The sequence below is a fragment of the Peribacillus sp. BM1 genome (assembly GCF_056679975.1).
Window position 1 is genome coordinate 1432618 of the sequence record NZ_CM155259.1, and the last position, 11544, is coordinate 1444161.

The following is an 11544-nucleotide window of genomic DNA, read 5'->3' on the forward strand; positions in this document are numbered from 1 at the left end:
CTCAAAACTAAAGTGGCAGACCATACAACTATACAGTATTAGGTGTATTCCATAATAATCTGTGTATTTTAGTGTGAGGTCAGACCCTTTTGGGACGTTCTCTTTCTAATTTGAGGAGAACAAAAAAATGATGATCAGACAAGCCGTACCAGCGGATGGACAGATATCCGCTTATTTGATTCGATTGGCGATTCAGGATATTGCTGAAGCTTTGACAAGTGAACAGGAAGAGGAAGCCATTTTAGAAGTGCTTCACTATTTTTTCAGTCATCCTAATAACCGATTAAGCTATGAGAATACGCTAATTATAGAAATTGAAGGGAATGTAGCTGGTCTTATTGTAACCTATCTTGGAAGTGATGCAGAACAACTGGATGGACCAATTGTGGATCGTTTAAGAGAGAAGAATAATAATTCGGAGATAATGACTGAGAAAGAAGCGGAACCGGAAGATTTTTATATCGATACAGTGAGTGTCAACCCACAGTTTTGGGGACAAGGAATAGGAACTGCCTTGATTGAAGCGGCCCAAGGGCTTGCGATATCAAAAGGACATAGAAGGATTTCTTTAAATGTTGAGGTAGAAAATACACGTGCACACCGTTTATACAGTAAACTTGGATATAAAACTGTGAATCGCAGACAAATTAACGGGCATGATTATGAATATATGGTGAAACATCTGTCATAAGGGAGGGAATGTAATGCTTGAAGGTTGGGTTAAAAATGGAGATATTCGTATCCATTATATCGATAACACTGGACCGTCTACAGAACCCCCACTCGTCATCATTCCCGGTTTGACGGAGACAGGGGAAGAGTACGAGGATATTCTTCGTGCTCTTGCGCCCCGTCGTGCTCTAGTTATTACGATGCGTGGAAGAGGGCGAAGTGATGCACCAGAAATGGGATATACGCTAGAGGATCATGTAACAGATATTGAAAGCGTGATTAATCATATCCATATTGAAAATTTCGTCCTATTTGGTTTTCATCGTGGCGTGGTTTATGCTTTAGGATTTGCGATGGAAAACCTAAGTCGCTTGAAAGGACTCATCATTGGCGATTATCCTGCTGTTGAAACAGATTTACCAAAGGGATGGGCCAATCTTCTTGTTCAAAAAACAGGGAGAACTGCGCTAACTCATATGACGCTCGATACATTAAAAGCAATCGAACATGATTCCCATGAACATCCATTTTGGAAACAACTGGGCCATGTTAATTGTCCGGTATTAGTCCTTCGAGGTAGTCAGGAGGGAATCGGACTGACAGAGGAAGGAGCGAAGGAATACCTGCGCTCTGTCCCAGGTGCCCGCGTTAAAACTATTACTGACGGCTCATCAGGAAGCTTCAATTTGGAGTCTCAAGAATTGCTTCCTACATTAAAGCAATTCTTTGAAGAAGCGAAGAAATGTAGGAACTAACAAAAAAGACGGCTTTACAGGCCGTATTTTTTGTTAGTTCCTTAGCCTTCAGTTTGATTAGTTGTTTCTACCCAATCTACATAAGAGCCACTACCGTTGCAGCCTAAACAATCGTACACATTCGTGTAGCCGTAATCATAAGGTGCATACGAGCTGAAGCCTCGACCGCGGCAATCCGGACATAGTCCTTTATCTTGCATAAGTGCTATATGTTTTTCTTGTCTGGCGGTATTCCAGGCAGAAATCGTTTGGAACAATCCCATTTTGCTCACCTCACTTTTTCCCTTATTTTGCTTCAAAAGCCAAATCATATACGCATGTCCACATTTATTTTGAAAGTTTTATTTATTTTATGAAAGACTTTGCTAAAAGGTGCTTTTGTTTGTCTAGTGAATATGTGATAAAATAAGAGTTCTAAATATATGATGGATACTGCTCAGCTTTTGTTTGAACTGTAAGCATTTCGATAGAAAAGGAAGTATACAATGGAAAAAACAATTCCCGTTTCAAAAAATGATGTAATAGATGTAGAATTTGAGGACTTAACACATGATGGGTCAGGTGTTGCTAAGGTCGATGGCTACCCAATATTCGTTCCCTACGCATTGCCTGGGGAAAAAGCACAAATCAAAGTAACGAAGACGAACAAAGGCTACGGATTTGGTCGCTTAATGGAACTGAAAGAAAAAAGTAAAAACCGCGTAGAAGTAAAAAAAGAAGAAGCGCATAAATACGGTGGTAGTCAACTTCATCACCTGAGTTATGAAGGTCAGCTACAATTCAAAGAAAAAACAGTCCGTGAAGTGATGGCGAGAATTGGCAAACTTGAGGATGTAACGATTCATCCGATTATTGGCATGAAGGAACCCTTACACTACCGCAATAAAGCTCAGGTTCCTGTTGGTGAAAAAGATGGCCAACTTATCGCAGGATTCTTCAAACCACGCAGCCATGAAATTGTTGATACAAATGAAAGCATTATCCAGCACCCGGCTGTCAATGAAGCGATTCAAACTGTGAAAGAAATCTGCAATGAACTTGGTGTAGAGCCGTATAACGAGAAACATCACCAAGGTGTGCTTCGTCACATTACGGCCCGTTATGCAAAACAAACCGAAGAGCTGATGATTGTGCTGGTAACCAGAACGGCTAAACTGCTACAAAAGAATAATCTTGTCGAAGAAATCACGGCTCGTTTGCCGCATGTGAAATCGATTGTTCATAATGTGAATTCAAAACGAACAAACGTCATCATGGGCGAAAAAACAAAGGTTCTTTGGGGCAATGATGTCATTTATGATTATATTGGCGACGTGAAATTCGCTATTTCGCCGTTATCCTTTTACCAAATTAACCCTGATCAAACAAAGGTACTTTATAGCAAAGCGCTTGAATTTGCCGGACTTACTGGAAAAGAGACTGTGATTGATGCTTATTGTGGAATCGGGACTATTTCACTATCCCTTGCCCAAAATGCTAAGCATGTTCTCGGAGTGGAAGTTGTGCCAGAAGCAATTGCTGACGCACGCCGTAACGCTCTTATCAACGAAATTAACAATGTTGAATTTGAAGTTGGCGAAGCAGCAAACGTCATCTCTGAATGGTATCAGGATGGGAACCGCGCCGATGTATTAGTAGTCGATCCACCACGTAAAGGCTGTGAGGAAACACTGCTAAACACGATTATCGAAATGAAACCGAAGAAGGTTGTTTACGTATCATGCAATCCGGCAACACTTGCTCGTGATCTACGTATTTTAGAAGATGGAGGGTACCATACGGTTGAAATTCAGCCTGTGGACATGTTCCCAATGACGACACATGTCGAGTGTTGTGTATTGCTTGAAAAGAAATAGAAGATATGTAAGAGTCCGAGAATCTATAAAAGATTCTCGGACTTCTTTCTTCTTTCATTTCAATCCTTTCAATTAGTTTGTGAAGAAATTCTTCGTTAAGATCTCATGGTAGTTTTTAAAAAGGGCAATAAAAATGAGGAAGCTACTGTGCAAATAGGCAATATTATAGGAGGTTTAAACATGAATAATCATGATATATTAATTAGATTAAGGTATGCTCTAGATATAAAAAATACAGATATGGTAAAGATATTTAAACTTGGTGGTATTGAAGTAACAAAAGAAGACGTGCTAAAGATGCTCACAAAATCAAAAGACAGTTACCATAATGATGCTGACAATGATGATATAACTGAAAATGAAGAGAATATAATATGCAATAATATGATGTTAGAGTCATTTTTCAATGGCTTAATTATTTTTAAACGTGGGAAACAAGATCTAAAACCAGGACAACCTAAAAGCCCAGCACTGTCTTTAGAGAATACAGAAAGTGTTAATAATATTCTTCTAAAGAAATTGAAAATAGCACTAACATTAACAAGTGAGGATATGCTTGATATCTTAGAAGAAGCAGGAGTCATGATAACAAAAGGAGAATTAAGCGCTATATTAAGAAAAGAAGGTCATAGGAATTATAAAGAGTGTGGTGATCGATACGCTAGGAATTTCTTAAAAGGACTAGCTTTAAGATATAGGGGATAAGAGAGCCACAAGCGTTGTAACTAACCGGGTACCCCATATACTTCCATATGTACTCAGTGCGTGTGGAGTGCGTCATCTTATTAATTATTAATGTAATAAAGCATTAAAACAAGAAATTGATGTCAATAATCACATCAACTTCTTGTTTCTTTTTGAATTGTGCTGTAGATCTATTGGTGAAATTTGTTCGATTTACCTTAAGATTCAATCCTTGTTTTACTGTATGCATCTGAAATGTGTTATTTTCTATATCAAATATTTTTCTCCTGTGAGAGATTAAATGACTGCGCGCCGCAACATGCGATATGAGCCCAGTAGATAGAGCAGAGTAAGAGGTACAAGCCAATAGGCGATTTGTACAGCTGTCTGGCTGGCAAACCAACTAAAGATGCTTCCCCAAGCTTCGAAATGATGCACAAGAAAGACCGCTATACTTCCAATCAGTAAGAAGGCCATCGCCCCAATGAACATCCCTTTGCGACCAAAACGCCGTGAATAACTGGCTATTAAAAATCCTAAGAAGAACATATTGAGAAAAAGAATCATGTATAAAATAAATTGCTCCAAGAGTGTACCATCATTGATATAGGGAAAGTGGAAAAAGTGGAGTCTAGTGCCCCAGCCATTCGTCTGTTTTTCTAATTGTGCGAATAAGAAAATCAAACTTGTGAAGAATGCACTACCGACCATTCCGACTATTGCAGACCCGATAAAATAGTCGATTCTTCTAATCGACATGCCAATCGCAAATGGAAATGTTTTTCCTACTACGATAATTCCTGTTACAAAAAGGTAAATGACAATTGAAGTTAGCCCACCTGTATACATATCTTCTTGATTCATGAACAAGAAACTTACGGTTAGATTCACCACAAAACTAGAAAACAGTATGATAGCTGGAATGTAAATCCACGACCATTTATCACGAGAATGAAGTTTTAAAACACCAGTAATTCTATTCACTTCGCATTCGCTCCCTTTTGTTCAGATTTACCATTTGTCAAATGAACGATAAGCTGCTGCAAGGATACAGGTGAAATTTCGAGTCCACTTTGTGCCGCTTGTTTTTGATCAGAACCGTTTTGGCTGCGAAGGATAGTAGCGGATAGTAATCCACCGAATGGCTCACGATGCACCGTTTCTTTTCCAATGAGAAACGACTCCACCTTAGAGGTTTGCCCAGTGACTGTGAAAGCCTTATCCCGTAAATCCTCTGCATCTTGATCAATAATCAGCTTCCCATTGTCAATGACTAAAATATGTTCAAGTAGGTTGCTCACTTCATCGATCAAATGGGTAGACAGAATCACTGTTCGTGGATGTTCAACATAATCTTCCATCAATCTATCGTAAAATAGCCCTCTTGAAACCGCGTCGAGTCCCAGATATGGTTCATCAAAAATGGTTAAAGGCGCCCGGCTTGCAAGGCCTATCACGATTCCTACTGCAGAGAGCATCCCTCTGGATAGCTTTTTTATCTTTCTCTTGAGAGGTAAGTTGAAATCCTCGATAAGTGACCTAGAAAAGTTGACATCCCAATTTGGGAAAATAGATTTAGAAACTTCTAATACATCAAGGATACTGTAATGATCAGGGTATTTCTGGCTCTCTTTAATAAAACAAATTTGGCTAAGGGCGTTAGCATTTTCATAGGGATTTTCCCCAAATACTTTCAAATCACCACTTGAAGGAAAAATTTGTGCTGTGATCATTTTCATTAAAGTTGTTTTACCTGCACCATTTCTGCCGAGAAGTCCGTAGATTTTATCTGCCTGCATGGTGAAACTAGTGTCATGAATTGCATTAAATTTTCCATATGATTTATTTAGCTGTTTAACTTCAATCACATTTTTCATCGTTTGTTATCTCCTCTCTGGATCATATCCGTCAACTGATCAGCTGTAATACCAAGCTTCTCTGCTTCACGTATCATTGTGATCACGTACTCTTCGAAAAATTGCTCTTTTCGTTTTTCGATTACTTTTGTTCGTGCTCCTTCTGCAACAAACATGCCAATCCCCCGCTTTTTGTATAAAATACCTTCATCCACCAGCAAATTCACGCCTTTGGCAGCAGTTGCAGGATTGATTTTGTAAAATGCGGCGAACTGATTCGTTGAGGGAACTTGTGCTTCTTCAGGAAGACCACCTTCAATAATGTCATCTTCAATCCGTTCTGCGATCTGGACAAAAATAGGCCGGCCATCGTCAATTAAGTTATTCACTGCCTCACCACCATATTGGTTAGTTACTTATGTAATTAACCATATAACGATGAGGGGATAATGTCAATAACCAAATGTAGAATTTAAAAAAATAGACAAACAGGCTAACTGAGTTTGGAGTTAGCCTGTTTGTCCTATCATAAGAAAAAGGATGTAAAATATATAATTTATCCTCCATTGCTGCAAGTACTTCCCGGTTATTCAACTCCTGCACTTTGCTCGTACTTGAAATCTGGGTAATACTTTGCGTGATTTCTTCGTTCGATTCTTGGACAGAATTCACGACTTGAGTTAGTTCCTCTGTTACTCTCAGGAGAGAAAATGCAGTTTTGTTAACGTCCGTCATCACCTGTTTCATTTGCAACAATGACAGTGTAAACGAATCTTTAAATGAAGTGATTTCATTGCTACCGACAGCTCGTACAGAAATAAGTGACATTTCTGCTTTTGTGAGTTCTCCTTCCGCAAATTCCCGTGCGGCTTTTTCCATCTCTGTTAAGGGGCGTAGTGCACGTTTGACAAATTGTTTCATGAGAAACATTGCAAAGGCAACGATGGCTAAAATAATTCCAATATAAATTGGAAGGTTCGTTTTCATAATTTCAGCGCGAACTGTTCCGACTGAATCCGCCGCAATGTCTACACCGACAACTGCGATTTTTTCTCCTTGGGCGTTGTAAATGGGGGCGAACGCTGAAAGGTAACTACCATATTCAGGGTCATCAATAATTTCCGTTACATGGCCATCACCGCTTAATGCGCCTTCAATAGTTTTGTACGTTGTGAATTCGTGTGTTTCACCGATTGGAATCGCATCCGTGGCATCTGGGTCTGCTGCATCGATAATGAACCGCACTGGATCATCTGGAGATTTTTGGGCGGTTAATGTGTATAGAAACAGAACTCCACTCTTCCTCTGCAAGTCCTTAAGATCTGCACGAAGTTTCCAGTATAGATCGGATTCGGTCATGTCACTTGTTATTTGTTCATACTCATTTGCATCTAGTAATGATGCGATATGCTGTGCAATACTAATCCCTTAAAGACCGATTGACTTATTCACAGTTTTCGATGTATTCATAAATAAAATGATTCCAATAGCAATCAAAACAGCTAGCATTGTGCAAGCAACGTAAAGAGTAATTTGACTGCCTAAAGAGGTATTTCTTTTCATATTTTAGGACTCCTTTATGTAATAACGGTTCCTATTCTACCATAATACCTATAAAAATAAATAACTCTCATTTTTCCGTAGTAAACTATTACTATGTTTAAGTCATATATGACTTAGGTGCCGGGATCCTAGGACTAAGGGATGTCATGATCAAGTTATAAATTTACAATTTCTTAGTAATGCGATTGTGAAGTTGATATTTAGCCATATAATTATCGCAGCACAATTGGAAATACTCATGAAACTAAAAAGACTTCATTTGCTTTACAGCATTCGAATCCTTTTTATTGCTATTAATTTGATACTATTTCATCAGTTAATGCGATGTGTTCTTCGCCCCGACTGCACATGGCATCTAAAATGGGTTGAAGAGACTAACCATACTCTGTTAAAGAATAGATAACCTTTGGCGGAACCTGGTCGAAAACCGTACGGTTCACCACGCCATCCGCCTCGAGTTCCTGTAGCTGTTGGGTTAACATTTTTTGCGTGATACTAGGTATAAGTTTTTTCAATTAACTTGTTCGTTTTTCTCCTTTAATCAAGTGACACATAACGATGAATTTCCGCTTTATACCAATTTTAGATTTAATTTAAAATGAAATCGTGAGAAAACGAGAGGAAATAAACGAAAATATCTCTTTAAGTGGGATTCTGGAATCATACGATTTATATGTTTCATCGGAAAAACCAGTATTGACACTCCTTGTCTTTTCCGATACATTACATAAGTATGTTTTTTAAGGAGGAAATAATGGGTACTCAGAATCACACACAAGTAAAAATAACAACAGCAGATCCATCCGCGTTAGGCTTATTCGGTCTTGCGATGGTAACATTTGTAGCATCATCACAAAAACTAGGCTTAACAGAGGGGCTTTCTTATCTCTTACCGTGGGTATTTTTCCTAGGCGGTCTCGCTCAAGTTTATGCCTCGATACTAGATGCGAAGCATAACAATATATTTGGGACAACTGCATTTGGAGCATTCGGACTATTTTGGTTTGGTGTTGGAACAACATGGATGATTCAGTTAGGCTTTTTCGGCGAAAAACTTGCTGCAAATGGCGATCCAAAACAACTTGGTTTTGCATTTATTGGCTATTTGATTTTCAGTCTCTTTATGACGATTGGGGCCATGGAAACACATAAAGTTTTGTTCTTTATTTTCGTCTTTATTGATTTCCTATTTATTGGACTATCTTTAAGTTCATTTAATATTATGTATGATGTAACCCACATGATTGCTGCAGTAGCAGAAATGTGCATCGCTTTGTTATCTTTCTACGGTTCAGCAGCGAACGTGTTAAACACACATTTCGGACAAGTTGTGCTACCGATAGGAAAACCGTTTGGGATCTTTAAAAAGTAATATTATCTAGAGTGGACGATAAAAGTCTACGACCAATGAAGAAAGGTGAGTATCTACTATTAAGTAGTGTCTCACCTTTTTTATTTATTCCTCATTTTTTTATCATAGTTCTTATTATTGACAGCCCATTTAATTCATGATATATTTATCTCGAATTAAAGATGTGTTAATTAGAGATAAAACATTGTAAAAAAACGACTAGTCTGATCAACATATAGGAACAGTATTTTATAAACATATAAATTCAGCAAATCAGCTTAAATGGCAGATGCATCTTGTTTTAAATGAATAAAGTTGAGAATCAATTGGAGGCATGTAATATGAACGAATTAAAAGGAATTCACCACGTAACAGCCATTACAAGTAGTGCAGAAAAAAACTATGAATTTTTCACGTATGTTTTAGGCATGCGTTTAGTAAAGAAAACCGTTAACCAAGATGATATCCAGACGTATCACCTATTTTTTGCAGATGACGCAGGTAGTGCAGGTACAGATATGACCTTCTTCGATTTCCCGGGTATCCCTAAAGGTGTACATGGTACAAATGAGATTTCAAAAACCTCCTTCCGTGTACCAAACGATGCAGCGATTGATTATTGGGTAAAACGCTTTGATCGTTTAGAAGTAAAACACACTGGAATTAAAGAACAATTCGGTAAAAAGACACTTTCATTTGTTGATTTTGATGACCAACAATATCAATTGATTTCAGATGAAAACAATGAAGGTGTTGCTTCTGGTACGCCATGGAAAAACGGACCTGTCCCTCTAGAGTATGCGATTACTGGTTTAGGGCCAATCTTTGTTCGGATTGCTCAGTTTGATTACTTTAAAGAAATGCTGGAAAAGGTTCTCTTATTTAAAGAAATCGATCAGGAAGGTTCATTCCATCTATTTGAAGTAGGTGAAGGAGGAAATGGGGCACAAGTAGTTGTCGAATATAATGCGATACTTCCTCAAGCACAACAAGGTTTTGGTACAGTTCACCATGCGGCATTCCGAGTTGATGACCGTTCTGTATTAGAAGAATGGGATAAACATATAAGAAACTTCGGATTCCAAACATCAGGGTTTGTTGATCGTTTCTTCTTCGGATCATTGTATGTAAGAGTTGCACCACAAATTTTATTTGAGTTTGCAACAGATGGTCCAGGATTTATGGGCGATGAACCGTATGAAACGCTCGGAGAAAAATTATCTTTACCTCCATTCTTAGAACCAAAACGTGAACAAATCGAAAAACTAGTTCGCCCGATTGATACAGTTAGAAGTACAAAAGAATTCAGTAAAGAATAAAAGAAAGAAACGTAAGAGAAAATAAAGTGAAACTTCAATCAGTGGGGACTTCTTTCCCCACTGATTGTTAGTCCCGTTCTAGTGTCTAAGGTTCAATGAATCACAGACTAAGGACGTCTGTGTGACCCACACATCCTGTGGGCCTCAACTAAACCTCTGAAAATCGTATTGGTTATCTCACCAATCGGGCTTTTACGGGTAGTTATCCCCCGCTTACACTTCTTCGATTCCTCTACGCTTTGAGGTGGGGGTTTTACAGCCCGTTAATGCGGGATAAATGAAGCCATAATGTACGAGATTTCATTCAGGAATTCGTATATTATGGCTTATTTTGTTGCGATCAATATTCTGCTATACACTTACCTCATGTACACGTTCATACAGTTCTTACAAATCCAAATAATCAACCTTTCGTATGTACCATGGCGATTTTAGTGTTATACCTTAGTTATCAGACCATGAATCACAGCTAAAGTTCAAAATACAAACTTGATCTTCATTTGGTTTAGTCATAAGTGCCTATGCGAGATTCCCGTTTCACTGATGCTTAATAGGGAATAAAGAAATGGGTCTAAAGGCTCTTTTTAGCATGCGTATTAATATTTTTTTTGTTTGCAAAAAATATGTAAACCCTAAATCATGCATGATTTCTAGTATTCTAAGCTTTTTTAAAAAAATAACCTTACATATTAAATGAAGACAAGTTGAAATAATCGTTACATTTACTTCCTAATTCATTACTGGAGACTTATGGTAAAGGATAGGAGATTATAGTAGTATTTCCTTATGCTTAAATAGGATATTAGTGTAATAAAGTGAAACTTCAATCAGTAGGGGGCTTCATCCCACCATTGATTGTTAGTTGAACCAATCGGGCTTTTACGGGCAGTTATCCCCCACCTAAGTTCTTCGATTCTTCTAAGCCTTGAGTGGGGGCCTACTGCCCGTTAATGCGGGATAAATTTAAATAGATTTAATTTTAACTTAATAATGAGGTGAAAATATGGATTCTGCAGGAATTAGATCACTTGCAAGAGTGTTCCAAGAATCATCTGAAACGCTAAAATTAAATGAATCTAAACTAATGCAAAGTGTCCAAACAGATGCAGCGACATGGACAGGAAAGAGTCGAGAAAAATTTGATTCTGTAGTAGATGAAGCATCCGTTTTATTCCAAAGACACTCAGACAATCTCTATGAGATCAGCAGAGAATTGGAAAGTGCGGCAAATGAGGTTGATCGGGTGAGAGAAGAGATTGAAAGACAAAGAGAGTTAGAAAAACTTGCTTGTATGAAGAGTGAGTAGGTATTTTAAAATATTGAATGAAATGCTAACACGTATCACGATAAATGATAGAGGTGTAGGATGAACAATTATAATAATAATTATAGAAAGAAGAAAAAGAAGAAAGACGAGGACAGACATGCTTTAGATGATGGATGTGTTCCTGGATGTTTTGATTTTTTTCTATGGCCTTTGCAACTGTC

Annotated in this window: 13 protein-coding genes and 1 pseudogene; 7 read left to right on the forward strand and 7 right to left on the reverse strand. The window is 38.0% G+C overall.

The features are described 5' to 3' along the window. Positions 1–127: 127 nt before the first annotated feature. A complete protein-coding gene (locus AC1MGI_RS06970; protein ID WP_480349052.1) occupies positions 128–691 on the forward strand; it encodes a GNAT family N-acetyltransferase in 564 nt (187 codons plus the stop codon). A gap of 13 nt (positions 692–704) precedes the next feature. Next, positions 705–1427 (forward strand): alpha/beta fold hydrolase, encoded by a 723-nt coding sequence (locus AC1MGI_RS06975; RefSeq protein ID WP_480349053.1) that lies wholly within the window; start codon positions 705–707, stop codon positions 1425–1427. 41 nt (positions 1428–1468) lie between these two features. Here AC1MGI_RS06975 and AC1MGI_RS06980 read toward each other — a convergent pair whose 3' ends face one another. After that, positions 1469–1690, reverse strand: coding sequence for a methionine aminopeptidase (locus AC1MGI_RS06980; protein WP_480349054.1), 222 nt, complete (start codon positions 1688–1690; stop codon positions 1469–1471). A gap of 222 nt (positions 1691–1912) precedes the next feature. Between AC1MGI_RS06980 and rlmD the strand changes: the two genes are divergently transcribed. Further along, positions 1913–3283, forward strand: a complete 1371-nt coding sequence (gene rlmD / locus AC1MGI_RS06985; RefSeq protein WP_480349055.1) for a 23S rRNA (uracil(1939)-C(5))-methyltransferase RlmD — start codon at positions 1913–1915, stop codon at positions 3281–3283. Positions 3284–3463: 180 nt separating this feature from the next. After that, entirely contained in the window at positions 3464–3988 is a 525-nt protein-coding gene (locus AC1MGI_RS06990; protein WP_480349056.1) for a YehS family protein, read from the forward strand. A gap of 276 nt (positions 3989–4264) precedes the next feature. On the opposite strand, the gene AC1MGI_RS06995 is transcribed toward AC1MGI_RS06990, so the two are convergent. From AC1MGI_RS06995 to AC1MGI_RS07020, 6 genes and pseudogenes are all read right to left on the reverse strand, one after another. After that, positions 4265–4951: a hypothetical protein gene (locus tag AC1MGI_RS06995; protein WP_480349057.1), complete on the reverse strand. Its 687-nt coding sequence runs from the start codon at positions 4949–4951 to the stop codon at positions 4265–4267. Then, positions 4948–5844, reverse strand: coding sequence for an ABC transporter ATP-binding protein (locus tag AC1MGI_RS07000; protein WP_480349058.1), 897 nt, complete (start codon positions 5842–5844; stop codon positions 4948–4950). Before AC1MGI_RS07000 ends, AC1MGI_RS06995 begins: the two co-directional genes overlap by 4 nt. Next, a complete protein-coding gene (locus tag AC1MGI_RS07005) occupies positions 5841–6212 on the reverse strand; it encodes a GntR family transcriptional regulator (protein WP_062184925.1) in 372 nt (123 codons plus the stop codon). Before AC1MGI_RS07005 ends, AC1MGI_RS07000 begins: the two co-directional genes overlap by 4 nt. 19 nt (positions 6213–6231) lie before the next feature. Further along, positions 6232–7134, reverse strand: a complete 903-nt coding sequence (locus tag AC1MGI_RS07010) for a methyl-accepting chemotaxis protein (RefSeq protein ID WP_480349059.1) — start codon at positions 7132–7134, stop codon at positions 6232–6234. Between the two features lie 117 nt (positions 7135–7251). Next, on the reverse strand, positions 7252–7386 hold the full coding sequence (locus tag AC1MGI_RS07015) for a hypothetical protein (RefSeq protein WP_480349060.1): 135 nt from the start codon (positions 7384–7386) through the stop codon (positions 7252–7254). Positions 7387–7679: 293 nt separating this feature from the next. Continuing rightward, positions 7680–7979: pseudogene (locus tag AC1MGI_RS07020) on the reverse strand (winged helix-turn-helix transcriptional regulator). 161 nt (positions 7980–8140) lie between these two features. On the opposite strand from AC1MGI_RS07020, the gene AC1MGI_RS07025 reads away from it, so the two are divergent. The 3 genes from AC1MGI_RS07025 to AC1MGI_RS07035 all read left to right on the forward strand — a co-directional run bounded on the left by AC1MGI_RS07025 (position 8141) and on the right by AC1MGI_RS07035 (position 11362). After that, positions 8141–8758 carry an acetate uptake transporter gene (locus tag AC1MGI_RS07025; protein ID WP_062184897.1) on the forward strand — a complete coding sequence of 206 codons (618 nt, stop codon included), beginning with the start codon at positions 8141–8143 and terminating at the stop codon, positions 8756–8758. A gap of 320 nt (positions 8759–9078) precedes the next feature. Beyond that, the gene (locus AC1MGI_RS07030) at positions 9079–10056 is read left to right on the forward strand and encodes a ring-cleaving dioxygenase (protein ID WP_480349061.1); all 978 of its coding nucleotides are present in this window, start codon (positions 9079–9081) and stop codon (positions 10054–10056) included. A gap of 1003 nt (positions 10057–11059) precedes the next feature. After that, the gene (locus AC1MGI_RS07035; RefSeq protein WP_480349062.1) at positions 11060–11362 is read left to right on the forward strand and encodes a WXG100 family type VII secretion target; all 303 of its coding nucleotides are present in this window, start codon (positions 11060–11062) and stop codon (positions 11360–11362) included. Positions 11363–11544 lie beyond the last annotated feature (182 nt).

Excerpts from the sequence above, each read along its gene's own strand:
- AC1MGI_RS06970 (WP_480349052.1), top strand. The coding sequence starts at position 128 with ATGATGATCAGACAAGCCGTACCAGCGGATGGACAGATATCCGCTTAT.
- AC1MGI_RS06975 (WP_480349053.1), top strand. The coding sequence starts at position 705 with ATGCTTGAAGGTTGGGTTAAAAATGGAGATATTCGTATCCATTATATC.
- AC1MGI_RS06980 (WP_480349054.1), bottom strand. The coding sequence starts at position 1,690 with ATGGGATTGTTCCAAACGATTTCTGCCTGGAATACCGCCAGACAAGAA.
- rlmD (WP_480349055.1), top strand. The coding sequence starts at position 1,913 with ATGGAAAAAACAATTCCCGTTTCAAAAAATGATGTAATAGATGTAGAA.
- AC1MGI_RS06990 (WP_480349056.1), top strand. The coding sequence starts at position 3,464 with ATGAATAATCATGATATATTAATTAGATTAAGGTATGCTCTAGATATA.
- AC1MGI_RS07000 (WP_480349058.1), bottom strand. The coding sequence starts at position 5,844 with ATGAAAAATGTGATTGAAGTTAAACAGCTAAATAAATCATATGGAAAA.
- AC1MGI_RS07015 (WP_480349060.1), bottom strand. The coding sequence starts at position 7,386 with ATGAAAAGAAATACCTCTTTAGGCAGTCAAATTACTCTTTACGTTGCT.
- AC1MGI_RS07025 (WP_062184897.1), top strand. The coding sequence starts at position 8,141 with ATGGGTACTCAGAATCACACACAAGTAAAAATAACAACAGCAGATCCA.
- AC1MGI_RS07030 (WP_480349061.1), top strand. The coding sequence starts at position 9,079 with ATGAACGAATTAAAAGGAATTCACCACGTAACAGCCATTACAAGTAGT.
- AC1MGI_RS07035 (WP_480349062.1), top strand. The coding sequence starts at position 11,060 with ATGGATTCTGCAGGAATTAGATCACTTGCAAGAGTGTTCCAAGAATCA.